Genomic DNA, 25930 nt, shown 5'->3' with positions numbered 1-25930 from the left:
CGAACCTCACGAGGGGATGACTCATGCGAGTGCTGACCAGACGCGTCGTGGCGCTGACCGGGGCGATGGCCCTGGCCGGGGGCCTGGCGGCCTGTGGTTCCGATGGTGAAGGCGACGGAGGAGCGGTCCGGCTGACCATCGCCATGAACGCGATCGCCGACGGCAAGAACGCCGCGGAGGCCGACTGGGTCGAGCAGTGGGTGATACCGGAGTTCGAGGCGGCGCAGGCGGCGGCGGGCGTCTCCGTCGAGGTCTCCTTCGAGCCGAGCGGCGTGGACGACGAGCAGTACAAGTCGCGGCTGGCGCTCGACCTCCAGTCGGGGGCCGGCCCCGACATCTACACGCTGGACGGCATCTGGCTGGGGGAGTTCGCCCAGGCCGGCTATGTCGAACCGCTCGCGGGCACCGGCGCGGACCGCGACTCCTGGGACGGCTGGGAGCAGATCCCGGACGCCGTCCAGGAGTTGGGCACCTTCGAGGGGGAGCTGTACGGGATCCCGGCCGGCACCGACGGCCGGGTGCTCTTCTACAACCGGAACCTCTTCGCCGAGGCCGGGCTGCCGACGGAGTGGCAGCCCACCGGCTGGGACGAGATCCTGGCCGCCGGCGAGGCGCTGGCCACCCTGGACGGGGTGACGCCGATCCAGCTCAACGGCGGCTCCGCGATGGGCGAGGCCACCACCATGCAGGGGGTGCTGCCGCTGCTGGCCGGCGTCGGGGAGGAGATCCACACCGCCGACGGCGCCTGGACGGGCGCGACGCCGGGCGTGGAGCGGGTCCTCGGCCTCTATGCCGACATCTACGGCCGGGGCCTGGGCGATCCCCAGCTGCAGCAGGAGACCCAGGGCCGCGACAAGTCGTTCGAGGAGTTCGCCGCGAACGAGATCGGCATCCTGGTGGAGAGCGACTACTTCTGGCGCAGCGTGGTCAACCCGGCCAACGGGGTCGCCCCCATGGCGGACCGCGACGAGGCCGTCGGCTATGCCCTGATCCCGGCGGCCGAGCCCGGCTCGGGGCTGCGCGGACAGGACTTCGTCAGCACCTCGGGCGGCAATGTCCGGGTGGTCAACCCGGCCAGTGACCAGTCCGAACTCGCCCATGAGCTGCTGACCTTCATGCACTCGGCCGACGCGTTCACCGCGCTGGTCGGCGACGATCCCAGGATCACCGCCCGCACCGATGTCAACGAGCGGGTGCTGGGCGCCGATCCGATGCTCGCCTTTGTCAACGAGCAGGTGCTGCCCCTCACTTCCTACCGGCCGGCGCTCGACGTCTATCCGCGGGTCTCGGTGCTGCTGCAGGAGGCGACGGCCGCCGTGATCGGCGGCACCGACCCCGCACAGGCCGCCGCCGACTACCAGGAGAGCCTGGAAGGAACCGTGGATGGCGACGACGTCACCCCCTGATCCGACGCCCGTCCGGTCCGGCGGCGAACGGGACGCCGCCGGGCTCGGCCGGGCCAGGGCGGCGGCCTTTGTCACCCCGGCGCTGCTCCTGATCACCGGCTTCCTGGTGTTCCCGGCGCTGTGGACGCTCTATCTGGGCCTGACCAACTACCAGCTCACCGGCCTTGCGGCGGCCGAGCCCGAGCTGGTCGGCCTGGACAACTTCGAACGCGCCCTGGACGACGACGGGTTCGCCAACTCCCTCGGTCTCACCCTGCAGTTCGTGGTCGGCTCGGCCGTCATCGGACAGGCCGGGCTCGGCTTTCTGATCGCCTGGACGCTGCGCGACCGACGCGGCGCCGGACGCCGGCTGATCGAGGCCATGGTGCTGCTGGCCTGGATCCTGCCCAGCTCGGTGATCGCCTTCCTGTGGATCGCCCTGCTCGACCGCGACGACGGCACCCTCAACGCACTGCTCAACACCCCGGGCACCGCCTGGCTGTTGGAACATCCGATGCTCACCATCATCGTGTTCAACATCTGGCGCGGCACCGCCTTCTCGATGATGCTCTACGCCGCGGCGCTCGGGAACGTCCCCCCGTCCCAGCTGGAGACCGCCAGGCTCGCCGGCGCCTCCTCCTGGCAGCAGCTGCGGGATGTGGTATTCCCCCGCATCCGGGGTCATGTGCTCACCAACCTGCTGCTGATCAGCCTGTGGACGTTCAACGACTTCACGCCGTTCCTGCTGACCAACGGCGGGCCGGAGGACCGCACCGAGATCATGCCGGTCTTCGTCTACAAGACGGCCGTGTTCGGCGGCGAGTTGGGCTTCGGCGCGGCCATCTCGGTGTTGATGCTGCTGATCAACCTGGTGATCGCGGTGCTCTATGTACGTCTGCTGCGGCAGCGGAAGGACCCCGTCTGATGGCCAGGAACCCCGGCGGGGAGACCGTCGACACCGTCACGGAAGCCGCCGCCGACCGGCACTCCGCCGGCATCGACGGCGCCAGACGCCTGCTGGGCCGGATCGGCTTCTACACCTTCTGCTCGCTGATCCTGGCCTTCTTCTCGCTGCCGCTGCTCTGGCTGGCCAGCGCCCCCTTCGACGACACGCCCGGCATCACCGCCGGACTGCCGTCGTTCACCCTGGACAACTTCCGGACCCTGCTGGACAACCGCTACGCGATGCGTTCGCTGGGCAACTCCACCCTGCTGGCCGCCGGCACAGGCACCGTCGTGGTGGTGTTCTCCGCGCTGGCCGCCTACGCGCTGAGCCGGGTCAGACTCCCCGGACGCGACGGGCTGCTCTACCTCCTGCTGCTGCTCTCCTCCATCGTCACCGGCACCGCCGCGATGGTGCCGCTCTTCAACCTCGCCTATGAACTCGACCTGATCGACTCCCAGTTGGGCGTGATCCTGGTGCTCAGCGGCGGGCTGCTGCCCAGTGCCGTCTTCATCCTCAAGGACTTCATGGACGGCACGCCCCGCTCCTACGAGGAGTCGGCGCAGGTGTTCGGCGCCTCCCCGCTGCAGGTGGTCAGGCATGTGGTGGTCCCGCTGGTGCGCCCGGGGCTGGCCACCATCGCCGTCTGGTCGGTCGCCCAGGTGTGGGGCAACTTCCTGATCCCGTTCCTGCTGCTGCGCTCGCCCGAGAAGTCCCCGGCCGCCGTGGTGATGTACACCTTCTACACCGAGGGCGGCCAACCCAACCTGGCGCTCATCTCCACCTTCTCGCTGCTCTACTCCCTGCCGGTGGTGCTGATGTTCCTGCTGGTCAGCTCCCGGTACGGCTTCCGGTTCCACGGAGGGATCAAACGCTGATGGCCGCTATCGCACTGGCCGCCCTGACCAAGGTCTACGCCGGCGGCGTCCGCGCCCTGGACGCCGTCGATCTGACCGTCGAGGACGGCGAGTTCTTCGCCCTGCTCGGCCCCTCGGGATGCGGAAAGACCACCCTGCTGCGCACCCTCGCCGGTCTGGAGACGGCCACCTCGGGCAGCGTGACGATCGGCGGCCGCGACGTCACCGCCCTGGCCCCCGGGCGCCGCGATGTGGCGATGGTCTTCCAGGACTACGCGCTCTTCCCGCATATGACGGTCACCGACAACATCGCCTATCCGCTGCGGATCCGAAAGGTGCCCGGCGGGGAACGCCGCGCCAAGGCGGCCGAGACCGCCGCCGAACTCGGCCTCGCCGAGCTGCTGGCCCGCCGCCCCGACCAGCTCTCCGGCGGACAGCAGCAACGCGTGGCGCTGGCCAGGGCGATGGCCTGCCATCCGCAGGCGTTCCTCTTCGACGAACCGCTCTCCAACCTGGACGCCCGGATGCGCCTTGAGGCCCGCACCTTCCTCAAACGGCTGCAGCGGGAACTCGGCGTCACCACCGTGTTCGTCACCCACGACCAGGCCGAGGCGCTGGCCATGGCCGACCGGATCGCCGTCATGGAGCACGGCCGGATACGTCAACTCGGCACGCCCGCCGAGGTGTTCCGGCGTCCGGCCAACACCTTTGTGGCGTCCTTCATCGGCTCGACCCCGATGAACCTGCTGCCGGGCCGCGCCGAGGACGGCGCCGTCCGGGTCGCCGACGCGCTGCTGCCCACCCCCGAGGGGATCGATCCGGGCGGGGAAGGGGAGCTGGTCTACGGCATCAGGCCGGAGTACCTGACCTACCACCCCACCCCGGTCGACGGGGCGCTCGCCGGCGAGGTGCGGGTGGTGGAGAACCTGGGCAGCGCCCAACTGGTCACCCTGGAAGGCCGGGCGGGGCCCGTGCAGACGGTGGTCGACGAGGACGTTCCGGTGGCGCCAGGCGAGCGCGGCTGGGCGCGTCCCCGGCAGGACCGCGCCCTGGTCTACCGTGAGGGCGAACTGCTCACCCCCACCGGCCGTTCCCCCGGGCCGAGAGCGGAGGCGTCATGAGCCCGGCCACCGATCTGGTGCACAAGGGCCGCTGGACCCTGGCCGACCGGCTGGAACAGCCGCTGCGCGCGCTGCCGTTCGAGGTGCCGCGCGCCACCGCCGGGATCACCGTCGAGCTGTCCTTCGAACGGGCGGCGGGCGTGCTCGATCTGGGCTGTCAGGGCCCGGACGGCTTCCGGGGCTGGTCGGGCGGCGCCCGCGACCACTTCACGATCAGCACGGGGTGGGCCACACCCGGCTATCTGCCGGGCGAGCCCGAGCCGGGTCAGTGGGCGGTGCTGCTGCGGCTGCACCGGGTGCCGCCCACCGGGCTTGAGTACCAGCTGCGGATCACCACCACCGGCCGCGCGCCCGAGGAGCCCGCCACGACGGCCGCGCCCCCGGTGCCGGAGCGGCCCGGACGCCGCCCGCTGCCCGAGGTGGACGGGCTGCGCTGGCTGGCGGGCGACTGCCACAGCCACACCGTGCACAGTGACGGGGCGCTCACGCCCGCCGAGCTGGCCGCGCTGGCCGCCGGTCAGGGCCTGGACTTCCTCGCCGTCACCGACCACAACACGGTCAGCCACCACCCCGAACTCCCCGCCGTCGGCGCCCGTTACGGCCTCACCCTGCTGCCGGGGCAGGAGGTCACCACGGACACCGGGCACGCGAACGTGCTCGGCGACGTCGGCTGGGTGGACTTCAGGGAGCCGCCCGACCGTTGGCTGGCGCATGCCGGGGAGCGTGGCGGTCTGCTCTCCATCAACCATCCGGTGGGCACCGACTGTGCCTGGCGCAATCCGCTCACCGAACGTCCGCGCCATGTGGAGGTATGGCACTCGGGCTGGCCGGACCGCCGGTGGGGCGCCCCGCTGGCCTGGGCCGGGGCCTGGCGCCCCGATGTGATCGCGCTGGGTGGCAGCGACTTCCACCGACTGGGCGACGACGCGCTACCGGGCCGGCCCACCACCTGGGTGCTGGCCGCCGACCCGAGCCCGGCCGGCGTGCTGGCGGCGCTGGCCGCCGGCCGGGTCGCCGTCTCGGCCGGGCCGCGCGCGCCGATGCTGCTGCGTCTTGGCGACGAACTGCTGGCGCTGGACGCGGAGGGCACCGCGCTGGTCTGCCCGGACGGCAGCCGGCGGGTGGTGCACGGGGACCGTGCGACGCTGCCGGCGATGCCGGGCCCGCACCGGCTGGAGAGCCATGAGAACGAGGTCGTCGCCCTGGCCCAGTGAGCCGCTGGCCCAGTGACCCCTGTGGCCAACGGCCCGAGGGCCCACCGCTGGCTGCGGCGGGCCCTCGGGCCGTGGGGGTTTCCTGTGGGGGGTGCTCAGTCGATGCTCAGTGGTGGTGCACCGGGCCCCCGCCGGAGACGACGGTGAAGGTCACCGTCTCCTCCTCGGAGACATTGCCCGCCAGGTCGGTGGCCCGGAAGGTCACCGTCTGCTCGCCGAGGTCGTGCACCATGAACGGCGCGGTGTACGCGACGAACTCCTCGTCGTCGTCGAGCGCGTACTCGACGGTGTCCACGCCCGAGCCGTCGTCCGTGGCATCGAGCGTCACGGTCGCCATGCCCAGATACGCGTCGTCCGCGTCCTGTTCGCCCTCGACCGTGGCGACCACCTCGGGCGGCGTGGTGTCCTCCCCGCCGCCCGGCGCCTCGACGACATCGACCGTGACGCTCTCGCTGGTCGACACGTTCCCGGCCACGTCGGTGGCCCGGTAGGTGACCCGGTGGCTGCCCGGGGTGTCCAGGACGATGGGCTCCTCGTAGGCGGCGAACGCCGTGGTGCCCACCGCGTAGTCGATGCTCTCCACGCCGGAGTCGTCGTCCGTGGCCGTCAACTCGACGGTGGCGCTGCCGAGATAGGCGCCGTCCGCGTCCTGCTCGCCGTCGACCGTGGCGGTGACCTCCGGCGGGGTGACATCGTCCTCGCCGCCCCCGCCACCGTCCTCGGTGACCACCAGGGTGCCCTGCATGGCGAGATGGCCGGGGATGGTGCAGAAGTAGCGGTAGGTGCCCGGGGTCAACTCGACGTCGATCTCGTGCAGTCCGCCCTTGGCGTCGTTCGGGTTGGCCAGGATGTTCACCCGGACGTCGTTGTTGTACTGCGAGTTGGAGACGTCGAAGGTGAGGGTGTGCGCCATCCCGGTGGTGTTGCCGGTGTCCACGCTGTTCTCGAAGACCAGGGTCGCCGGGCCCGCCACCGCCTCGACGGGCGCGGTCTCATAGCTGTCCAGATCGTCGTCGGCCGTCCAGGTCAGCACCTGTTCGGCCGGCTCCGGATCCGGCTCCGGCTCGTCGACGGCGGGCATCAACACGGCGGCGGACGCGGGCTGTTGGGCCTGCGCCGAGGGCAGCGCGGCCAGGCCGAGCGCGGCCACCGACAGGCTCACCGCCGCCGCCAGCGGCCGCCAGCGGCGCCGGGGCGTGCGTCGCTCCTGGGGATCCTCCCCGAGAGCGCTCTCGTGCGTCATCGTTCCTTACCTCCTGCTGTGGGGGTGCTGTGGGGGTGCTGTGTGTGGGGGTCCTGCGTGGGGGTGACTGCGGGGTCTACCGGATGGCCGGCCGCTCGGGCGAGGGGGTCGCGGGGCCGCCCTCGTAGGTGATCCGCCAGAGCGCGGACTCGTCGGTGAGGTTGAAGAAGCCCCGCCCGTAGTCGAGGACATAGAGCGAGCCGTCGGGCGCGAACTTCCAGTCCATCAGGTTGCGGATGCCGTCCTGGCCGGCCGGGACGATGTCGTCCAGGCTCTCGGCGTGCACCGGAAGACCGCCGGCGCCCGCGTTGTCCGGGTCCATCACCACGGCGTGCCGGGGCTGGTCGGCGTCGTAGTGGTCGCCGACGAACCACTTGCCCTCCCAGTAGGCGGGCCAGGCGACATCGGAGTCCACCGACTCGTCATAGCGGTAGAGCGGGCCGCTCATCGTGGCCTGTCCGCCGCCGGTGAGCCAGGGCAGCAGGAACGTCTGCTCGCCCGCCTCGTAGCTCGGCACGCCGTTCTCGTCGCGCGGGTAGTCGGGGGCGCCGCCCTGCGGCGAGTACCAGATGTTGTTCGGCGTGACCGGGGGCAGTTCCACCAGCCCGTCGTTGTGGGGCGACTCGTTGACCGGGTTGTCGCAGTCGTACCAGTCCAACGGCACCGTCGGATCGGGCAGGTTGCGGTCCCGGTAGGGCTGGTTGTTGCCCATGCAGTACGGCCAACCCCGGTTGCCCGCCTCGGTGATGACGGCGAAGGTGTCGTACTTGGCCGGGCCCCAGGTGGTGCTGGGCGCGCCGGCGTCCGGGCCGACCCAGCCGGTGTAGAGCCAGTCGGTCACCGGGTCGACCGCGAGCCGCGTGGGGTTGCGCACGCCCATCACATAGATCTCGGCCCTGGTCTTGCCGCCGCCCTCCTCGTCCCCGGTGAAGAGGTTCCCCTCGGGAACGGTGTAACTCCCGTCGGCCTCCGGGTGGATCCGCAGGATCTTGCCGTTGAGGTTGTTGGTGTTGCCCGAGGTGCGACGGGCGTCGGCGAAGGAGACGCCGGCGAACGAGGGCTCCGGGTTGTTGCCCGAGTAACCGTCGCTGAAGCCCGAGGAGTTGTTGTCCCCGGTGGCGATGTAGAGGTTGCCGTCGGAGTCGAAGTCCAGGCCGCCGCCCGCGTGGCAGCAGCTGTGGATCTGTGCCTCCCAGCTCAGCACCTGAACCTCGGAGGCCAGGTCCAGCTCGCCGGACGCCTCGTCGAAGGTGAAGCGGGAGATGCGCCGTTCACCGATCCGGCTCTCCCGGTCGATGGTGTCGTGCGGCATCCAGTAGAGGTAGATCCACTGGTTGTCGGCGAAGTCCGGGTCCAGGGCGATGCCCAGCAACCCCTCCTCGGTCTTGGTCAGTTCGTCGCCGCCGCCCTTGTTGCCGAAGACCTCAAGGTTGGCCGCGAGGCTGACCCCCTCGGTCGCCGGGTCGTAGACGTGCAGCGTGCCCTGGCCGAGGCCGATCTCCGGGTTGTCCCAGTCGGTGACCACCTCGGCGCCCGACCACTCGCCGGCCCGGCCGATGTAGAACACCCGCCCGTCGTCGGCGATGTCCAGGCCGTGCGGCTCGCCGATCTGGTCGAGCTGTTCGGGCTGGTTGGGCTCGGTGATCCGCTCGGCGACATAGTTGTCGGTGATGGTGGCCTGGCAGTCCGCGCGGGTCAGCCCGCCGGTCCACAGCAGGGCCCCGCGCAGATGGGCGCGGAACTCGTCCTCGCCGAAGCTCTCGGCGGTGCCGCCCATGCCGGTGTAGAACGAACGCCCGCCGTCGTAGTCGCGGCACCAGGAGATCGGGTGGTCCCAGCCGAGGGCACCGCCGCCGGGGGCGTAGCTGCTCTCGCGCACCCGGGCCACGGTGTGCACCTCGCCGCTGGGGTTCTCCTCCCAGTTGAGCCAGACGTCCGAGCGCTCCCACTCCAACGGGAGCCCGGCGGTGGCCGGATGGGTCCGGTCGCCGACCTCGACGACGGCGTCCTGGGCCTCGCCGGGGCTGTCCGGGTCGGCGCGGGAGCCGATCAGGCCGGTGAACCAGGACGAATCCGGCTGGGCGTTCGCCGCGTCGTGCACGCCGAGGAAGCCGCCGCCGGCTTGCACATAGGACTGGAGCGCGGACTCCTGGCCGGCGTCGAGCACCGCGCCGTCGGCCGACAGGAAGACGACCGCGTCGAAGGCGAGCAGCCCGTCGGCGTCGAAGACGGACGGGTCGTCCGTCGTCTGGACATCGAACTGCTCCTCCGCCGGTCCCTCGGCGCCGATGGCCTGGATGGCCTCAACGGCGGCCTGGGTGCGGTCGGTTGGCGCGTCGGCCGCGTGGAAGACCAGCACCTGCGCGTCAGCGGCGGCACCGGGCGGCGCGGCCGGATCTCGGGTTCCCTCCTCGTTTCCTGAGGCTGTCGGGCTGATGCCCAGCAGCGTGATCGACAGGGTGGCAGCAAGTGCGAAGACGTATGGCTTGCGACCCATAGAGCTCGCCCGCCCCTCTCGGGTGACTGCAGCAACGCCCAGGAAGCTAGACCTCTTTTGCTGGGTCGCCAATGGCTATGACCGTAAAAGAGGAAACTTTGTCCTGAGGGTGGGCAAACTATTGTCGTGCTCATACCATGAGGCGCCATCGGAGTCGTTGCACGACGAGTGAGGAAGGCTCGATATGAGGCGTCCAGGCTTCTCCCGGCGCAAGTTCACCAGTGGCGCGGCGGTCGCGGCCCTGGCCCCCGCGGGCCTCGCCGCCGGGGCCGTGGGGCTGACCTCGGGCCGCGCGGCAGGCCAGCCCACCGCGAACTCGGGCCAGCCCACCACCAACGAGGTGCACACCATCACCCTCTACGCCGAGGAGATCTCGGACGGGCAGGCCGGCTACGGCCTCGCCCCCGGCGAAGCCACCATCCCGGGACCGCTGTTGGAGATGACCGAGGGCGACACCTACGAGATCGAACTCGTCAACACCATGGACGTCGAGGTCAGCCTGCATGTCCACGGCGTCGACTACACCATCGAGAACGACGGCACCGCGCACTCCGGCAGCACCGTCCCACCCGGCGAGAGCCGCGTCTACACCTGGACCACCCACGTCCCCGGCGTGCGCGACGACGGCACCCTGATCCCCGGCAGCGCCGGCTACTGGCACTACCACGACCACATCGTCGGCACCGCCCACGGCACCGCCGGCCTCCAGATGGGCCTCTACGGCGGACTGGTCGTCCGCCGCGCCGGCGACGTCCTGCCGGACAAGCAGTTCACCATCGTCTTCAACGACATGACCGTCAACAACCTGCCCGACGGGCCCGACTTCGAGGCCGACCTGGGCGACCGCGTCGAGATCATCATGATCACGCACGGCGAGTTCTACCACACGTTCCATCTGCACGGTCACCGCTGGGCGGACAACCGCACCGGGCTGCTGGAGAGCGAGAACGACCCCAGCCGGATCATCGACAACAAGATCTGCGGACCCGCCGACTCCTTCGGCTTCCAGGTGATCGCCGGCGAACACGTCGGCCCCGGCCACTGGATGTACCACTGCCATGTCCAGAGCCATTCCGACATGGGCATGGGCGGCATGCTGATCGTCAACGACGCCGAAGGGAACGCCCCCGGCGACCCAGGCCACCACGGCACGGGACCAGCGGCCGACGGAACAGCCCACCACTAGACCGGGTCCCGCGCGTCGACCCGGCACGGGAACGGGCGACGCGTGCGTGGCCGGAAAACGTCTTCTGACCCGGCGGGACCATGCCAGGGCGGCCGGGTCAGAAGACGCCCTCCGACGCGACCCCGCGATCCCGGCCTCAGAACGCGAGCACCGCCACCGTGGCCGCGTAGATCCCGATCAACAACACCCCGTCGAACCCCAACCGCAACCACCCGCGTTCCTGACGCACCAACAGGCCGCCCAACAGCACCGTCGTCATCACCAGTGCCGCCGCCGTCAGAAACAACTGGTCGGCGTCCGCCGCGTGGAACAGCGAACCGCCACGGTAGGCCACATCCCCCACCACCAGATTGAGCGCGTCCAGACAGTTGCCGCCGATCACCGCCGCGATGGCCAGCGTGACGGCCCCCCGCCGCACCGCCGCGATCGCCGTCACTGTCTCCGGCAGCGCGTTGACCACCCCCATCAACACCGCGCCCACAAAACCGGCCCGCAGCCCGGTCACCGCGACAAAGGTCTCCGCCGCCCGCGCGATCACCCAACCCCCCGCCATCACCAGCACCGCGACGCCCAGGAACTCGGCCCACAACGCCCGGGTCGGCCGCGTCCTGGTGGCCCCCTCCGCATGCGGCAGATCCGGCACCGTGTCCGGGGTGCGCACCGCCGTCCACATCGGCCGGGACCGGTCGCTGATCAACCGCAGCCCACCCCAGTAGAACGCCACCATCGCCAGCGACACCGGATGCACCCCCCACACCGTCACCTCGGGACTGAACGTGCCCATCAACGCCAGCCCCAACAGGCCGATCAGCAGACAGCCGAACAGCAGATTCGGCAACGACGCCGTCGCGTGCTCCAGATTCACCCGCCGGTAGACCGCGTCCGCCGCCGCCACCGCGAGAGTCTGCGCCGCGATACCGCCCACCGCGTTGGAGTAGGCCAGATCCGGATGGTTGTCGGCCGCGCTCACCGCCGTCATCACAATGCCGGAGAGCGACGTCACCAGGCCGAAGAACACCGCGCCGAACAGCGCCTCACCCCAACCCGTCCGGTCCGCCAGCACATCGCCCAGCGTCGCCAGCCGCACACTGCCCAGCACGGTCAGCAGACCGGCGGCGAGAAAGAGGGCGACACTCCAGCCCAGCGGCCACTGGCCGGTCAACAAGTCAGGCACACCACGCATCCTGACCCGCCACCCGTACCCCACCCGGGAGGCAGGCCGGACACGCGGCGTCCCGAAGGGAAGTCCCACCCCGGCGGCGTGGTGGGGCGCCGGGGCGGGACCGTTCATCCGCGCGGGTGTGCCGGGGTCAGTTCAGCACCGGCGTCTGCCAGTTGCGCCACTGGCTCAGATCACCCGCCTTGCCCGGCGCGATGGCGAACACCCCGGGCGGCTGGCCCGTGCCCAGCAGGAACGTCTCGATGCTCGCCCGCAGCGGCCCCTGCCACTCCGACCTGGCCGCGCAGTGCGTGCCATCCCCCACATCGGACGAATAGCTGATGTTCGCCCCGGCGCCCAGCGCCCGGTACACCTCGGCGCCGCCCAGCGCCGCCACGCTCCCCGACCTGGCGCCCAGCCAGTCCACATGCGGGTTCTCCATCACGAACAACCCGCGCGGCGCGACCATCGCCACGATCTCGTGCGTGTCCACCGGCAACCCGCTCGGATTCCCGACATACGAACCGAACGCGTCGCCCAGCCACGGCTGTTCGCCATAGGCGCTGTCCAGCGGCTGGGAACCGCTCTCGCCCGGGATCCCGCGCAGGATCGGCGCCCCAGCGGTGCCCGACTCGATCGGCATCGTCAGATCGATCCGCTGGTCGAACGCACCGGCCACGAACGCGCCCTTGCCGAAGCGCGAACAGCCGGTGACCCCGGTGGCGTCCGTGCTCAGCACGCCGCCGTCCGACTGCTCGATGACATCGATGATCCGGCTCACCCCCCACGACCAGGCCATCAACAGTCCGGTACGGCTCCCGGAACCGTAGAGGTCGTAGAACGCGCCCTGCTTGTTGCTGCGCGGGGTGCCCTCGCGCCCCACCGCATAGGGGTCGAAGCTGATGACGGCGGCGCCCGCCGCCTTGATGGTGTTGGTGTCCGCGCCGAAGCCGCCGAGGACCACCACCGCCGGAACGGGCCCGCCGCCGGGGTTGTTCGGCAGCTCGACGCCGGCCGAGAAGCTGGTGCTCCGCCCCTGGTCGGTCACGTTGACGGTGATGCTGTTGGCCGAGACCGTGCCCGTGACACTCTCCGGCGGGTCCGGCTTCTCGCCGTAGACGGTCGCCTCCGCCAACTCCCTGATCTCCGCACGCCGGCACTCCCAGTCGGCGACCTCGGAGATCCGGGTCCCGTCCACCCGGGTGAACGGGTCGGGCAGCAGCTGCTCGGGCGCCACGGCGCCGGGATCGGGCACCGGACAGTGGGCGCCGTCGTTCTCGTCGGCCGGGGCGACCAGGACGACGGACCCGGCGTCCTCGGCGGCGACCGCCGCCGGGTTGAGGGTGGTCACGGCCAGACTCGCGACCGCGACACAGGCCGCGGCGGCCCACACCCGGGGGCGTGGTCGGTGGAAGCGCATGGGGAACCTCCGAAAAAGGGCGCGCCGTCCCAGCCGGCCGACGCCACAACGGACGGTCGCCGGCGCACGCCGGATGATGGGGGACCCTCCGGTTCCGGCCGGGCGGCTCGCGGGGCGCGGAACGGGAGAGGGCGGAGCTGAGGGTTGGGAGCGCTCCCAGAGTAGGGAGACGCCCCGGGGGTGACAACACGCGGGACATCGGTCCCTCAGGTTGGCCCATCTCCCACCCGCGCCCGGCGCCCCTCGTGCGGGCAAACCCCCAGCAAACGGCGGAAGTTTCCCGGTTGTCGCCCCGTCGACCCTCGTCAGCCATGGAAACTTCCGGACATCTTCCGGAAATGCCGGCAGGCTTATCTGAAAACTTTCGGGTCCTCCTGGTGCCTCCGGCGGGGTGTGTCAGCCGGTCGGGGCGCCGCCGAGCTGGCGGCGGGCGTGGTGTTGCCAGGACCGTACGCGGGGCTCTCGTGCCCAGGGGGCGAGGGCGGTGTGGATGTCCTCGACGTATTCGCGGGCGCGTGCGGAGGCGACGCCGGCGAGGATGTCCACCGCGCGGCGGCCGACGGCCAGGCCCTGGTCGAGATCCCGGTCCTGGAGATGCGCGGTCGCCGTGACGGACAGCCGCAGCCCGACGGCCCTGGTGTGGCCGACGGGCATCGCGCACTGCGCGTCCCAGCCGGCGGCGACATGGGGTTTCCCCAGGTCCCGGTAGATCTCGACCGCGTCGCTTGCCATCCGGGCGGGGCCGAAGTAGGCGATATAGGTGGGGGAGTCCTGCTCCCGTGCGGCGTCCAGCAGTCGCTCGCAGCCGGACAGGGCCCGCGCCGCCGCCCGTTCGTCGCCCGTCCTGGCGTGGGCGCGGGCCTCGATCAGCCTGGCGAACGCCCGCACCTTGGGGGTGGCGTCCCGGCCCGCGCGCTCATAGGCGCCCTGGGCCATGTCGATGGCCTCGCTCGGATAGCCACGGCGCATGGTCTGCAGCGCCATGGTGGCCGTGACATAGGCGCCCAACTCGGCGTTGCCGCCGGCCCGCGCCAGGCTCAGGGCCTGGATGAAGTGCCGCTGGGCGATGGCGTGGTCGCCCGCGTCGAACGCCGCCCAGCCGGCGAGTCGGGAGAGTTCGGCGGATGCCGAGTAGAGGCCGTCGCTGATCTGCTGGGTGGCCCGCCCGGCGAGCAGCGGAGCGGCGCGGGTGTTGAGGCAGTCAACGACCTGACTGGTGCGCCAGTTCCCGCCGCCGTAGCGGGCGTCCCACTGGCGGGCCTGTTCGGCGTGCTCCCACAGCTCGGTGAGCTCCCGTTGTCCGACGCGTTGGCCGCTGCCGCCGTTGCTGTTGTTGCCGCCGGCGTTGTTGCTGTCGTTGCTGTCGTTGCTCTCGGCGGGGGCGGCGGCGGCCGGTTGGATCAGCCAGCGGGTGACGGGCAGGGAGTAGGCGCTGACGGCGAACGCCCGCCTGACGAAGGAACGGCGGTGCATGGTGCTCCAGAAATCGGCCGCCCGACGTGCGGCGTCGGCGGGGTCACGGGGAAACTCCAACCCGCCGGCATCGCCCGGGCTGGTGGTGGCCATGCCGATCTCGGCGACATCCACCGCGCGGCCGAGGCGTTCCCCCAGCACCTGTGCCAGTAACGCGGGCACCGGCTGTCTCGGGCGCATGCCGTCGAGCCAGTTCATCACGCTGGTGTGGGTGTAGGAGGTCGATCGCCCCGCTGCGGCGGCGAGTTGGTTGACGCGGTGCGCTATGGCTTTGTGGCTGGCACCGGACGCGGTGACGACGGCGGCCAGCGACCTGTTGGGTGATCGGGGCACCGGGCCTCACCTCCTGATGGGGTGTCACCGTGTCCCCACCAAGCGTAGGAGAAGCGGCGTCGCCGGTGGCCGTTCTGTGAGTTTTCAGCCCCCTCCGTGTGCCTCCCGTTCTGTGCGGACGCCCTGGTTTCCTGGGGTCCGCGCCCGTTTCCGGCATCACTCCCGGTGTGCCGGCCGTCCGGGAGGAGAACTCCGGATGCCCGACGAACCCACCGTCCCGTGCACGCGCCCCGACGGCGACGGCACCCGTGTCAACGCGGAGGCCATGCCGCAGGGGAAGGCGCCGGAGTTCGTGGAGCACCGGAACCCCGCCTCGGCGCCCGCGCAGTGGGGGCGACGGGGCGGGGCGCCGATTGTCAGTGACAGCCGGTAACTTGTCCGACAGCACAGCACGTTGAGCAACCACGGGGGATCGTTATGCGACACAGCTTCATGACCTACCAGCCGGCGAGCGAAGCCGAGGCGGCGGCCGTCTCGGACGGCACCAGGCTGGGCGGCCAGCCGCACTGGCTGGCGGAGCCGCAGTGGCCGGTCGATCCGTATGAGAACGAACTCGCGGAGTTCATGGGCCAGTTTCGGATACCGGCGGCGGACGGCGGGGAGGGCGGGGCCCGGATGGTGTATCTGTTCGCCATCGGCTTCTCGGGCGAACACGCCACGGTCGTCCAGCCCGGCGGCCATGTCACCGAGTCCTTCGACACCCGGGCCGAGACCACGGGGCCGACCGCGCTGGACCGCGTCCATCTGCTGCGGGTGGAGGAGGAGCTCGACCTCGCCCAGCTGGAGCGGGAGCTGGAGCCGGTCGAGGACGAGTACGAGGGGGACCGGGAGGAGCGGCTGGAGGACCTGCTCGAAGAGCGCCGGAAGAACGCCGAGGGCAGCATCCGGATGAACCAACTGGGCGGCCCCGATGTGGTCCCGGTCTGGCTGCAGGCCGACGACCACCCGGGCACCGACTGGCAGCTGGTCGCCCAGTTCGATTCCGTCCAGCTCCCTTTCCCCGTCAACTTCGGCGACACCGGCGTTGGTTACCTCTTCTTCTCACCGGACGGAGGCGAAGCCGACTTCTTCTTCCAGTGCTGCTGAGCCTCGGGCGGCGCCCCCAGCCCCAGGGCGCCGGGATGTCCGGTTTCCTGTGTTGGAAAAAGATCCCTGGTTGTCCATGGCCACATCTGTGGGAACTTCGTCATGGGAACAAGCACAAGCAGCGGCAGGAAGGCAGGTAGGCAGACGTGAAGCTGATCCGCTTAGTAGGCGAATGCGAAGAGGGCGAGTGCCCGACGCTTTACTCGACCGATCGAGGGACGCTGGCTGTTCAGGGGGATCTGTTGGCCGATCACGGCATCAGGCTCTCCGACGGTGAGGGCGTCGTGGAGATCCCGATCTCGCTTCTGCGGAAGGCTGTTGCCGATGGCGTCATCTAGGAACCTCTTCGAGGACTTCCGAGCGGAAGCGTTCCGGTTGGAGACTCTCGACAGCTATGGGGTGTCCCGTCTGGAGGGCCACTTCCGGGCGTTCCTGAACGGGGAGCCGCAGCCGGAGGACTTCAAGAACTCGGGTTGGGTCTCGACCGTCCGCAACGCTGTTCAGGGCGGCAAGCGGATGTACCGCGTCCACATCCTCCGTCGTCCGCTGACCGACTACCTTCGGTACGAGCTGGGCTGGGGATACCACCGGAACATGGCGGCCGGGGAAGAATTCTTCATTCTGGACACCACGGAACAGCCCAACCCCCTTGCCGGGGTGGGCGACTTCTGGATGTTCGATGAAGCAGACGTTCAGGTCATGCACTACGAGGACGACGGCACGTATATCGACTCGGAACTCCTGCCGCAGGGGAGTGCCTCGGAGTTCATCGAGTGCCGGGACGTCGCTATGCGTCATGCGGTGCCCTTTGGTGAATGGTGGGAAAAGTACCGGGAATGAGCAGGGGAGAACTAGGGGCAGCGCTCCGGACACTTCGGCAGGCTTCCGGGAAGGAAGCAAAGGCCGTCGCCCGGAGTTCTGCCATGTCGGTGAGCAAGCTCAGCAAGATTGAAACGGGTAAGGTCACCCCATCCATCACCGACGTCGATCAGATTCTGATAGCTCTTGGTGTATCGGACGACGTTAAAGCCGAGTACCTAAAAATTGCGAGAGAGCAGGTGACGGAGTCAGTAGCCTGGCGTGAACTCCGTCGTATGGGAATTCATAAGCTGCAGGAGCAACTGAAAGCTATTGAGGGTCAAATGACCTCGATGAAGGTCTTTCAGCCCGCGCTTGTTCCCGGTCTCCTGCAGACCCATGAGTACATCAGAGTCATCTTGGGGCGATACGGGATGACCCCCGACGTGCTCAGGCGAACCGCGCAGGCCCGGCTGGAGCGGCAGGGTGTTCTGTATGACGAGTCCAAGGCCCTGAAATTTGTTATCACCGAACATGTTCTACGGTGGCGCATAGTGTCGGACAGTCGGATGGCTGAGCAAATCGACCGGATTATCTCTCTGTCTCGACTGCCCAACGTCGACGTGCGGCTCGTCCCAACTGCGGCGCGGCAGAATGATATTGCCAGCCATGCGTTCGTTATCCGAGACGATAGGACGGTCTCTTTGGAGACGGTGCATGCGAAGGTTGTCGTCACCGATCCCAGAGATGTCGCCGTGTATGTGCAGAAGTTCGAACGGTTCGGTGTTGCCGCCCTTCAGGGTGACGAGATGCGGACTGCGCTGACCGGGATAAGGGACGAGTTTTTGCGGCAACAGGAAACTGGCTAGGAATCCGCCTGTGGAATTCTACTGTTGGTACCACTCCGGTATCACAGGAGAGAAGCAGAACGGAAGGCAGGGATCAATGACGATCATGGTTGAGGGCCTGGTGAGCACGGCTCACCGTGACCCTCGGTTACTCCTCAACGCGGTACGGCCGTATGTCAAGGAGTGCACGTACAACGTGTTGGAGAGCCCCGGATCGGAAATCTCGCTCTGGGAGCGGGAGATCCGGATCATGATGCGTGACAACATCATGCTCCGGGACATGGCCGAGCGGATCATGGCGAATGCCATCGCATACACGATCACGGCCATGGAGCGGCCCGATATCCATATCGGCGTGGGCAGGATCGTTGATATCGGCGTGCACACGCTGATCCTCGACACCCCCGTCTACTTCGCGTTCTGCGAGGTCTACAACGGCGGGAAGTACAAGCACCACGCACCGCTGATCGAGCGGCGAAGCGATGGGTTGGTCATCCGTACGGCCGATTGTCGTGGGGTTCCGGGTAGCGGGCGCGCATCGACGGGCTGGCGGCTGGGCCGGCGGTGAAGACGAAGGCTTCGCTGTCGTCGAGGCTTCTTCCGGTGTGGGCGTCGACCAGCACCGGCTCGACCTCCTCGCCGCTGGTGGCGTCCACCAGGATCATGGCGCGATCCTCCGGGGCCAGGCGTTGGTTCCCCCAGGCGGCCAGGGCCACGATCACCGGCCGGAGGGATCGGCCCCGTTCGGTGAGCACATACTCGTAACGGGCCGGCCGGTCCTGGTAGCGCCGCCGTTCCAGCAGGTCGTCCGCGACCAGCGTCTTCAGCCGCGCGGTGAGCATGCTGGTGGAGATGTTCAGGTTCCGCTGGAACTGGTCGAAGCGCGTATAGCCGTCGAACGCGTCGTGCAGGATCAGCAGCGTCCACCACTCGCCGATGTGCTGCACCGTCGTGGACAGCGGACACTCCCGGTCCTCCAGCCGTATGCGGCTCGGCATGCCACCCTCCAGAAGTCGTCCGCGGTCACTGCTAATCTAGAAGTCACCGGCTTCTAGATTAGCAGTCGATGACCGTCCGCACCCCACGGAGGACCACATGTCCGAGTTCCCGACGTCGATCGACCCCGGCGATCTGCCCGAGGCGATCACCCGCTATCTGACCGCCCGCGCCGCCAGGGACGTGTCCGCCGCCGCTCCGGCGTTCGCGCCGGACGCCACGGTCACCGACGACGGACGGACCCACGAGGGCGCCGAGGCCATCGCCCGATGGCTCGGGCAGACCGACACCGAGTACACCTACACCACCACGCTCACCGCCGCCGAGCGCGACGCACCCGACCGGTACACCGTCCACCAGCATCTCGAAGGGAACTTCCCCGGCGGGAAGGTCGATCTGCGCTGCCGCTTCGTTCTGACCCACGGGCTGATCGGCGAACTCAGCATCGCCCCCTGACCTCGTCCGGGACTCCCTGTCAGAGGAGCAGTGCCTCAAGCTCCGGAAGTCGACCGAAGAGGTCGGGGAGGCCGCGCACCCCGTCCCCCGCGGACTCGTGCGACAGCGCGAGGTCGGGGCCGGTGGTCGCCTCGGCGCCGGCGAGGCAGCGGAGGATGTTCCACCGCGTGTGCCCCAGCCAACCGCCGATCAGGAACACAAACCAGCTCGGCCCCGCCGGCGGCAGCTCTCCGCCCCCCGCGACATAGCCGTCGAGAACCGAACGGAAAACGGCCGGCTCGACGGAGTCGAAGCCGGGCCCCTTGGCCAGGCTCAACGCGGTCGACCCCAACTCGCCCGACAGGTCGAGCATCCCCGCCAGCTCCCAGTCGAGCACCACCGGCCGGCCCTCCCGGGCCAGCAGGTTCCACGGTTGGATGTCCCGGTGCGTCAGCACGACGGGCCCCGGCCGTTCGCAGGTGTCGACGAACCGGGCGATGGCGAGGAACGTCTCGACGTGCGAGGCGAGTTCGTCCCCCCACGGCTGCCCGGTCGCCACCGCCCGAGCGGCCAGCTCGGGCCAGTCCCGGGACGTCGGCTCCTTGACCGCCCCCCGGGCCCAGGGGACGTCGAGCGCGTGGATCCGCGCAAGGATCTCACCGATCTCGAAGGCGTACCCCGCCGACACCGGCGCCTCGGGCACCCTCTCGCCCTCGACCCACCGGTGCACCAGCGTGTCGTGCCCGGCCGAGATGGGCTCCGGCATCGGAACGCCCGCCGCGAAGGCCGCCCGCTCAAACCTGAACACGTCCTCGACGCGATAGGGCCAGCGGCGGTCGACGACGTTCAACTCCTTGACCGCGAACGCCCCCTGGTCGGTGTCGAGCCGGTACATCCGGTTGGCGAACCCGCCATGGACGCGGATCATCGGCCCGGTCGGCGTGCCGAGATGCGAAAGTTCCACAGAGGCATTCTAGGAGCCGGGCATCACCGACGCGCCGGCCCGCGCTCCCGGTCGCGGGCCGCCGTGCGGAGTGCCGAACCGTTGTCGATCGCGTACGCGCCCACTCCCGGTGGGGGCGGAGAAGACATAGCGGTGATAGTGCCGTGAAAGTGGGGTCCCTAGCCTTCAGGTCAGTCGTGGTGAGAGGGACCGTCGCCACGACCGGGAACGGACAACTGGGGGAGAAAATGCGTCGTTTGACACGAGCGGTCGTCTGCGCCACCGCCACGGCCGCCATCATGGCCGGGAGCGTCGTGGGTGCCGGCGCGAGTGTTGCGGCATCGGAGTCGGCGTCGAGGCAGGGGGCGACCACGCAGGCGATCACCCCGCTCGCGACGGTCAATCTGGGCGTCCCCAGGGAGGACGCCAAGTGTCTGCAGAACTGGTTGGCGGCGACATGGGGCTATAACGGCGCCATCGACGGCTGGCTGGGAACGGAGAGTTGGAAGGCCATCCAGCGGATGCTCAAGGCCGGCTGGGGCTACACCGGTCCCATCGACGGAATTGTCGGCGAGGGAACGGTGAAGGCGTTGCAGCGGAGCCTGCGGAGTTGGGACTACACCGGGCCCATTGACGGCATCGCCGGCAAGGGAACGCAGGAGGCGTTCCAGCGGGCGGCGGCCTCGGGCGACGAGTGGTGCTGAACGCGGGGCGGTGACCCCTGCGGCGGAAAGTGAACGGGCCTCCACCCGGTGGGTGGAGGCCCGTTGTTCGGTCAGGGGAGGGCACTGACCGGCTCTGGTCACGCATGAGAGCCGGGCAGGAGCAGTTCCTGTCCTTTCGGTCCCACCCGCACCCGAAGCCGCTCGGCCTGGGGAGCGCCCGCCGCTCGCCAGGCGGTCAGCGACCGTGTCACAACGTCCCACAGTGGTTCGCGGCCGCCTTGCCGCACGCACCACCGTCCGGTCCCGTCCAGCCAGAGCGCCGCCCAGGCCCCCGTTCCCACGTCGATCAGCACATGCTCCTCCCGCCCCTCGCGCGGAATGACAAAGCGTTGGGCGCCCGGTACCGCGAACTGGGCCACAAAGCGGGCGGTCCATTCCTCCAGGGCGTCGGCCCCGATGTCCGTGGGGGAGGAGTCCCGCGCGCTCAGGTCCGGCAACATCCCGATGGGAGGTGCTTCTTGGGAACGTGCCAGCATGAAGGACACCTGTCCGCCCAACACTGGCCCGCTCGCGGAACCGTCCTCCTCCACGGTGAGCCGCACCAACTCCGAGGCGTTCAGCCACCCGCCGACGGCCACCAGAATCCGCCCCCCGGGCCGCACCTGTGTCAGCCAGTGCCTGGGAACCTCGCGGACGCCACAGGTGGCGATCAACTCGTCGTATGGCGCCGCGGCTGCGTGCCCCAGCAGCCCGTCACCCACCACCAGGTCCGGCCAGTGGCCCAAGGATCCGAGAGCGACACTCGCCCGCGCGGAGATCTCCGCGTCCACCTCCACCGAGGTGACGCGCTCGTCCCCCAGTGCGTGACAGAGAAGCCCTGTCGAATAGCCGGTTCCCGTGCCGATCTCCAGCACCTGCCCGTTGGGTGTCAGCTCCTCCAGCATCCGCACCACAAGGGATGGCAGGGTCGAGGAGGACGTGGGGCGGTGGGCCAGTCGTCCCTCCACCTGCCAGGGGAACACCGAGCCGGCCAGTTGGGTGACCAGGGTGTCGTCCTCGTAGACGCGCCGGGGACCCTCCACCCCGTCATCCGGAAACGCCGGGCGGTACCAGCCGCCGTCCTCATACTCGAACCAGCCACCGGACAGGAAGGCTTCCCGTGGCATCGCCTCAACTGCCGCCCGCCACCTCGGACTTCGCAGCACCCCGCCATCCGCCAACCGCCGTACCATCGCCGCGCGAGCCTCCCGCGACGCGTCCTGCTCCGTCATTCGCCGACCTTTCCGTTCTCCAGTACATCAGCGATGGCCTGAGTGAGGGGCAGCCCAGCGGAATACTCCAGCCACGCCCATTGACCGTTCGGGTTGCACTCCAGAAACCACCATGTGCCATCGGCCGTTACGGCGAAGTCGAACGCGCCGAAGCTGAGGCCGAACTCCGCGAGGAAACGGTGGATACCAGAGGCGACGTCATCCGGGCACGCTATCGCTGAGTAACTGAGATTGCGATAGTCGGATCGCCAATCCAGAACACCTTCCGATGCTTGGATACGGGCGGCGAAGATCCGGCTCCCGATGGCGATGGCGCGGACATCGTGGGTCTTCTGGACGAGTTCCTGGAAGAGATGGGCACTGTTTCGTACCGAGTCGTCGATCTCCTCGGGAAGAACCTCTGCGGCCCAGACCCCCGCAGCCTCCCCGTCTACCTGGTAGGCGCCGGCATGTAGAGGCTTGTAGATGCTGCGTTGCCGCCTGATAAACGATCTGGCCTCGCTCGGGCAGTTGGTTATCAGCGTGGCGGGCACACGAAAGCCTTCGCGTGCTGCGACCGCGAGCTGGAACGGCTTGTATTCAGCACGTGCGATCGCCAGCGGATGGCTCAGGTAAAGGCAGTTCGGCAGGCTGCCCAGGACTCCCCCCAGACCGCGACGGTTCTCAGCAGCTGCGAAGCGGGCGGTCTGGCTGTCGTCCGAGGCGGCGTAGCCGCTTGGCCTGCGGTGGTATAACGATCGCACCTCCGCCAGGCTGGCCCTGCGTTTGCCGAACGCGAGGGTTCCTTCCCAGCCGTCCGAGCCCATGTGGGCGGAGATCCGGACAGAACCCGGAAAGTCCCTCCCCGGGTCATATCGCAGAACCGGAACCCGGCGTCGATTGAGTTCGGTGATAATCAAATCCGCAGTAGCATCCTCGCGTTCGGTCGCCACCAGAACCGGGCCCCTCAGCAACTAATGCTGCCCTTCGTCCTGCTGAGCATCGTGACCGGAGTCCGCATCGATTCTGCCATCCTTGCTCACCTGCGTGGGCGGGTAGGTGTTGACGGAGGTTCCGTGTTTACCGAGATCGGCGGGGGAGGAGACCCCGCCGAGGTCGACCCACCTGCCTGTCTGTGTGGCGGGGTCGATTCCCTCATACCGTGAGGTCGGCCCCTCGCCGTTTCTCAGGGGAACCAGCCTACGAACGCCCCAGGGAGTAACTGAGGCTGTTTCTTGAGGTGAGCGTTTGTCGGGCACTGTTCCTCCCGTGTGTCGCCGCGTCCACCACATGGTGACATGCGTGGGGCTATGAGGTGTTCCCCTCCCGGGCAATGGCATATGCCAAAGAATCAGCCGTGGGTGAAGGTCAGCAGGGAGAACGCCATTCGAACCGGCTCCGCCTGCCGGCTCAGGCCGATTACATGGTGGCCCTTGGTCCAGAGGGCGCGGCTGGGCCCGGGGCGATGGGGGAGCAGGGGCAGTGGAACGGGCCTCCACCCGGTGGATGGAGGCCCGTTCCTCTGGTCAGGGGAGGAGGCCGGGTTGGCCGTCCTGGATGCCGCCGACGAAGGCCTGGTAGTCGTCGTGGGAGAGGACCAGGATCTGGGCGTCGGGGTGTCCGATGTCCTTGGAGTCGCGGAGAGCGACGACCCCGTCGACGAAGGCGACCTCAAGGCAGTTGTCGCCACCGTTGCTGCGGTGGCTCTTGGTCCAGACGGCGTTGGTGAGGCCGGGCCGGATGATCATGGGCTGCGCTCCTTGTGGAAGGCGAACGGGCCTCCGCCTGGTAGGTGGAGGCCCGTTGTTGGGGGGTGCGGCTGGTTGAGAGGGGTCAGGGGAGGAGGTCGCTTTGGCCGTCCTGGATGCCGCCGACGAAGGCCTGGTAGTCGTCGTGGGAGAGGACCAGGATCTGTGCGTCGGGGTGTCCGACGTCCTTGGAGTCCCGCAGGGCCACGACGCCATCGACGAAGGCGACCTCAAGGCAGTTCGCGCTGCCGTTGCTGCGGTGGCTCTTGGTCCAGGCGGCGTTGGTGAGGTCGGGCCGGTTGATCATGAATAGCGTTCCTTGATTGCGGTGCGGATGAGATCCCGTGATGCCCGCACATTGAGGGCCTCGGTCCGCAGGTGATCGAAGCCGCTCTCATAGCGGGCCAGGTGGCCATCTTCCTCCAGGTAGAGCGAGGTTGTCATCTCCTCAACCACGGCCACCGGCGGGCCGGCCGCGAAGTGGAGCAGGTGGAAGTCGCCGTCCACTCCCGCGTGGGAACCCTGGTCGAAGGGGAGTACCTGAACATCCACGTGTTTGAACTCCTCGGAGACGGCCAGCAGGTGCTCCAACTGTGCCTTCATCACGGAATCGCCGCCGACCCGGCGCAGCAGCGCGGCCTCGTCCAGCACACACCAGAGTTGAAGCGGATTTTCCCGATTGAAGACCGTCCGCTGCCTGGCCATGCGTAGCTCGACGAAGTTGTTGATCTCCCGCTGGTGTCGCCAGGCGCGGCCGTTCTCGATGATGGCCCGCGCATACTCCTCGGTCTGAAGCAGTCCGGGAACGACACTGGCGAAGGTCTCGCTCTTCAGGGCCATCTCCTCCAGCTGGACATAGTCCGCGAAGAAGTCGGGGATGGCATGGCGGTACTGGTCGAAGAGATTGCTCCGCTTGCCGGTGTTGGCGAGCTTGGCCAGCTCCCGGATGTGGTGGCGGCGTTGCTCGTCCTTGAGGCCGTAGATCTCGAAGAACGCGAGCACCGAGGTGGGCGGCACCCGCTGCTTGCCGTTCTCGATGCGGCTGAGCGAAGGCGCTCCGGGTAGATCGAGCTGTTCGGCCGCCTCGGCCAGGGAGAAGCCAGTCACCTTGCGCAGTGACCTCAACTCCAACCCCAAACGTCGCCGATGCAAGTTGGGTTGAGCTTCCGTCATCAGTAAACCTCCTTGGTTCATCAGCTTACGCATAGTGGGAATGGTCCGCATCTCGCAAAGACATTCGATAGTTAACCTTCCGGGAGATGCTGCTTGCGGACAACGTTCCCGCCATGGCAGCCTTGGGTCAAGCACTGAGCGTGTCCGCTCGGCCACGGCCACTCCCAACTGGCCGCCGGTGAGCCCCGTTTGGAGGAGCTATGACCGTTCCGGTTCGATCCCTCGCTGGTCAGCAGGTTCACGGGTGGGCGTTAACGGTCAGCGCTGGGGCGATCGAGGGCCGGCGGGGGGAAGTGGCCGGGCTCGTGCGGGGGTTGGGGGCGGCGCCCCAGGCCGTGGAGGTGGCGCGGTTGGGGGTGTCCGAGCTGCTGTCAAATGTGCTCAAGCACGTTGAGGGCCGCTGGTGCAGTTTGACGGTCTGCCAGTCGCAACTTCCGCTCGTGGTTGTCCAGGTGCTGGACCGTTCGCCGGTGCAGCCCGTCGTCCGTTGCCCGGCGTGGGATGCGGAGTCGGGGCGTGGGCTCTGGTTGTTGCGGGAGATGGCGGATGGGTTCGGGTGTTTTCGGCATGTGTGGGATGACGGGGTGGTCGGTAAGTCCGTCTGGTTCGCGTGCCGTCTGGACGGGCCGGGGTCGGCTCCTGTCGTCGACGAAACTCCCGTGGATTCGCGTGAGCGGCTGCGCGCGCGGTTGAGGGCGCGGAATTCGGCGAGTGAGGTCAACTATCGGATCAAGAGTGGGGAGTTGCCGTGAGTCTGGTGGCGTCGCAGGTGGTGAAGGGGGCGGACTGGATACTCAGCGAGGTGCGGGATCGGGGGGCGCCGCCGGCCATCCAGGGGGCGGAGTGCATGACGTGTGAGGCGCGTTCGCCGCTCGTCGACGACGTCGATCCGCAGCGGATGGCGGTCTGGGCCATAGGGCACACCCAACAGCAGCCGAGGCACACGATGTTCCTGCTGCGGACCGAGAAGCACTGGCGTGTTCAGCATCTGGTCCAGGACTTCGCGGCCGCCGCCGACGAGGTGACGGCGGAGGAGTCGGACGAGCAGACCGGCGGGTGGTTCGGGCCGGTGTTCGTCGGGCTGATGTGTTTGTTGACCGCCGGGGCCGGTTTGCTGCCCGCCCTGCGTTGAGCCCCAACCATATTGTCGATCAAGG

28 protein-coding genes are annotated in these 25930 nt (G+C 68.9%); 15 read left to right on the top strand and 13 right to left on the bottom strand.

What is annotated here, in order from left to right; genetic code table 11:
• Positions 1-23: 23 nt before the first annotated feature.
• From AOM46_RS23845 to AOM46_RS23825, 5 genes are read left to right on the top strand one after another with little or no spacing between them, the layout of a single operon-like run.
• The gene (locus tag AOM46_RS23845; protein ID WP_062214813.1) at positions 24-1406 is read left to right on the top strand and encodes an extracellular solute-binding protein; all 1383 of its coding nucleotides are present in this window, start codon (positions 24-26) and stop codon (positions 1404-1406) included.
• Positions 1384-2310 carry a carbohydrate ABC transporter permease gene (locus tag AOM46_RS23840; RefSeq protein WP_062214811.1) on the top strand — a complete coding sequence of 309 codons (927 nt, stop codon included), beginning with the start codon at positions 1384-1386 and terminating at the stop codon, positions 2308-2310. Before AOM46_RS23845 ends, AOM46_RS23840 begins: the two co-directional genes overlap by 23 nt.
• A complete protein-coding gene (locus AOM46_RS23835; RefSeq protein ID WP_078857131.1) occupies positions 2310-3206 on the top strand; it encodes a carbohydrate ABC transporter permease in 897 nt (298 codons plus the stop codon). The genes AOM46_RS23840 and AOM46_RS23835 overlap by 1 nt, the downstream gene beginning before the upstream one ends.
• Entirely contained in the window at positions 3206-4306 is a 1101-nt protein-coding gene (locus tag AOM46_RS23830; protein ID WP_062214809.1) for an ABC transporter ATP-binding protein, read from the top strand. The genes AOM46_RS23835 and AOM46_RS23830 overlap by 1 nt, the downstream gene beginning before the upstream one ends.
• The gene (locus AOM46_RS23825) at positions 4303-5520 is read left to right on the top strand and encodes a CehA/McbA family metallohydrolase (RefSeq protein ID WP_062214807.1); all 1218 of its coding nucleotides are present in this window, start codon (positions 4303-4305) and stop codon (positions 5518-5520) included. Before AOM46_RS23830 ends, AOM46_RS23825 begins: the two co-directional genes overlap by 4 nt.
• A 106-nt stretch (positions 5521-5626) precedes the next feature.
• Here AOM46_RS23825 and AOM46_RS23820 read toward each other — a convergent pair whose 3' ends face one another.
• Positions 5627-6763 (bottom strand): plastocyanin/azurin family copper-binding protein, encoded by a 1137-nt coding sequence (locus AOM46_RS23820; protein WP_062214805.1) that lies wholly within the window; start codon positions 6761-6763, stop codon positions 5627-5629.
• A 76-nt stretch (positions 6764-6839) separates the two neighbouring features.
• Positions 6840-9260, bottom strand: a complete 2421-nt coding sequence (locus tag AOM46_RS23815; protein ID WP_078857130.1) for a ThuA domain-containing protein — start codon at positions 9258-9260, stop codon at positions 6840-6842.
• Between the two features lie 184 nt (positions 9261-9444).
• Between AOM46_RS23815 and AOM46_RS23810 the strand changes: the two genes are divergently transcribed.
• Entirely contained in the window at positions 9445-10446 is a 1002-nt protein-coding gene (locus AOM46_RS23810; protein WP_062214804.1) for a multicopper oxidase domain-containing protein, read from the top strand.
• Between the two features lie 136 nt (positions 10447-10582).
• Here the strand turns inward: AOM46_RS23810 and AOM46_RS23805 are convergent, their stop codons facing one another.
• The 3 genes from AOM46_RS23805 to AOM46_RS23795 form a co-directional block, all read right to left on the bottom strand.
• Complete coding sequence (locus AOM46_RS23805) at positions 10583-11611, bottom strand: sodium:calcium antiporter (protein WP_078857160.1); 1029 nt, start codon at positions 11609-11611, stop codon at positions 10583-10585.
• A gap of 145 nt (positions 11612-11756) precedes the next feature.
• Positions 11757-13025, bottom strand: coding sequence for a hypothetical protein (locus AOM46_RS23800; protein WP_062214800.1), 1269 nt, complete (start codon positions 13023-13025; stop codon positions 11757-11759).
• 396 nt (positions 13026-13421) lie between these two features.
• Positions 13422-14831 (bottom strand): hypothetical protein, encoded by a 1410-nt coding sequence (locus AOM46_RS23795; RefSeq protein ID WP_062214798.1) that lies wholly within the window; start codon positions 14829-14831, stop codon positions 13422-13424.
• A 417-nt stretch (positions 14832-15248) separates the two neighbouring features.
• Between AOM46_RS23795 and AOM46_RS23790 the strand changes: the two genes are divergently transcribed.
• From AOM46_RS23790 to AOM46_RS34240, 5 genes are all read left to right on the top strand, one after another.
• A complete protein-coding gene (locus AOM46_RS23790) occupies positions 15249-15917 on the top strand; it encodes a hypothetical protein (RefSeq protein ID WP_062214796.1) in 669 nt (222 codons plus the stop codon).
• Positions 15918-16063: 146 nt separating this feature from the next.
• Positions 16064-16255, top strand: coding sequence for a hypothetical protein (locus AOM46_RS23785; protein ID WP_062214794.1), 192 nt, complete (start codon positions 16064-16066; stop codon positions 16253-16255).
• Positions 16256-16292: 37 nt separating this feature from the next.
• Positions 16293-16757, top strand: a complete 465-nt coding sequence (locus AOM46_RS23780; protein ID WP_370592759.1) for a DUF6879 family protein — start codon at positions 16293-16295, stop codon at positions 16755-16757.
• On the top strand, positions 16754-17584 hold the full coding sequence (locus AOM46_RS23775; protein WP_078857129.1) for a helix-turn-helix transcriptional regulator: 831 nt from the start codon (positions 16754-16756) through the stop codon (positions 17582-17584). The genes AOM46_RS23780 and AOM46_RS23775 overlap by 4 nt, the downstream gene beginning before the upstream one ends.
• A gap of 76 nt (positions 17585-17660) precedes the next feature.
• A complete protein-coding gene (locus tag AOM46_RS34240; RefSeq protein ID WP_158920614.1) occupies positions 17661-18131 on the top strand; it encodes a hypothetical protein in 471 nt (156 codons plus the stop codon).
• Here the strand turns inward: AOM46_RS34240 and AOM46_RS23765 are convergent.
• Positions 18055-18561 (bottom strand): helix-turn-helix domain-containing protein, encoded by a 507-nt coding sequence (locus tag AOM46_RS23765; RefSeq protein WP_062214786.1) that lies wholly within the window; start codon positions 18559-18561, stop codon positions 18055-18057. The genes AOM46_RS34240 and AOM46_RS23765 overlap by 77 nt on opposite strands.
• Before the next feature lie 97 nt (positions 18562-18658).
• On the opposite strand from AOM46_RS23765, the gene AOM46_RS23760 reads away from it, so the two are divergent.
• Positions 18659-19015 carry a nuclear transport factor 2 family protein gene (locus AOM46_RS23760; protein WP_199824049.1) on the top strand — a complete coding sequence of 119 codons (357 nt, stop codon included), beginning with the start codon at positions 18659-18661 and terminating at the stop codon, positions 19013-19015.
• A gap of 19 nt (positions 19016-19034) precedes the next feature.
• On the opposite strand, the gene AOM46_RS23755 is transcribed toward AOM46_RS23760, so the two are convergent.
• Positions 19035-19958 carry a phosphotransferase family protein gene (locus AOM46_RS23755; protein ID WP_062214784.1) on the bottom strand — a complete coding sequence of 308 codons (924 nt, stop codon included), beginning with the start codon at positions 19956-19958 and terminating at the stop codon, positions 19035-19037.
• Between the two features lie 227 nt (positions 19959-20185).
• On the opposite strand from AOM46_RS23755, the gene AOM46_RS23750 reads away from it, so the two are divergent.
• The gene (locus AOM46_RS23750) at positions 20186-20641 is read left to right on the top strand and encodes a peptidoglycan-binding domain-containing protein (RefSeq protein ID WP_062214782.1); all 456 of its coding nucleotides are present in this window, start codon (positions 20186-20188) and stop codon (positions 20639-20641) included.
• A 98-nt stretch (positions 20642-20739) separates the two neighbouring features.
• Here AOM46_RS23750 and tgmC read toward each other — a convergent pair whose 3' ends face one another.
• The 6 genes from tgmC to AOM46_RS23725 all read right to left on the bottom strand — a co-directional run bounded on the left by tgmC (position 20740) and on the right by AOM46_RS23725 (position 24773).
• Positions 20740-21834, bottom strand: coding sequence for an ATP-grasp peptide maturase system methyltransferase (gene tgmC, locus AOM46_RS23745; RefSeq protein ID WP_234313973.1), 1095 nt, complete (start codon positions 21832-21834; stop codon positions 20740-20742).
• A 35-nt stretch (positions 21835-21869) separates the two neighbouring features.
• A complete protein-coding gene (gene tgmB, locus AOM46_RS23740; protein ID WP_234313932.1) occupies positions 21870-22805 on the bottom strand; it encodes an ATP-grasp ribosomal peptide maturase in 936 nt (311 codons plus the stop codon).
• A 21-nt stretch (positions 22806-22826) separates the two neighbouring features.
• Positions 22827-23144 (bottom strand): putative ATP-grasp-modified RiPP, encoded by a 318-nt coding sequence (gene tgmA, locus AOM46_RS32480; RefSeq protein WP_078857128.1) that lies wholly within the window; start codon positions 23142-23144, stop codon positions 22827-22829.
• Positions 23145-23378: 234 nt separating this feature from the next.
• Entirely contained in the window at positions 23379-23600 is a 222-nt protein-coding gene (locus AOM46_RS23735) for a DUF397 domain-containing protein (RefSeq protein ID WP_062214778.1), read from the bottom strand.
• A gap of 85 nt (positions 23601-23685) precedes the next feature.
• Positions 23686-23907: a DUF397 domain-containing protein gene (locus AOM46_RS23730; protein WP_062214776.1), complete on the bottom strand. Its 222-nt coding sequence runs from the start codon at positions 23905-23907 to the stop codon at positions 23686-23688.
• Complete coding sequence (locus AOM46_RS23725; RefSeq protein ID WP_062214774.1) at positions 23904-24773, bottom strand: helix-turn-helix transcriptional regulator; 870 nt, start codon at positions 24771-24773, stop codon at positions 23904-23906. The genes AOM46_RS23730 and AOM46_RS23725 overlap by 4 nt, the downstream gene beginning before the upstream one ends.
• Before the next feature lie 356 nt (positions 24774-25129).
• On the opposite strand from AOM46_RS23725, the gene AOM46_RS33500 reads away from it, so the two are divergent.
• Positions 25130-25525, top strand: a complete 396-nt coding sequence (locus tag AOM46_RS33500; protein WP_158920612.1) for an ATP-binding protein — start codon at positions 25130-25132, stop codon at positions 25523-25525.
• Positions 25522-25905 (top strand): hypothetical protein, encoded by a 384-nt coding sequence (locus AOM46_RS23715; protein WP_062214770.1) that lies wholly within the window; start codon positions 25522-25524, stop codon positions 25903-25905. The genes AOM46_RS33500 and AOM46_RS23715 overlap by 4 nt, the downstream gene beginning before the upstream one ends.
• The last annotated feature ends 25 nt before the right edge of the window (positions 25906-25930 follow it).

The sequence above is a fragment of the Streptomyces sp. NBRC 109706 genome (assembly GCF_000974485.1).
Lineage (GTDB): Bacteria > Actinomycetota > Actinomycetes > Streptomycetales > Streptomycetaceae > Streptomyces.
This window is presented reverse-complemented; position numbering and strand designations above follow the sequence as displayed.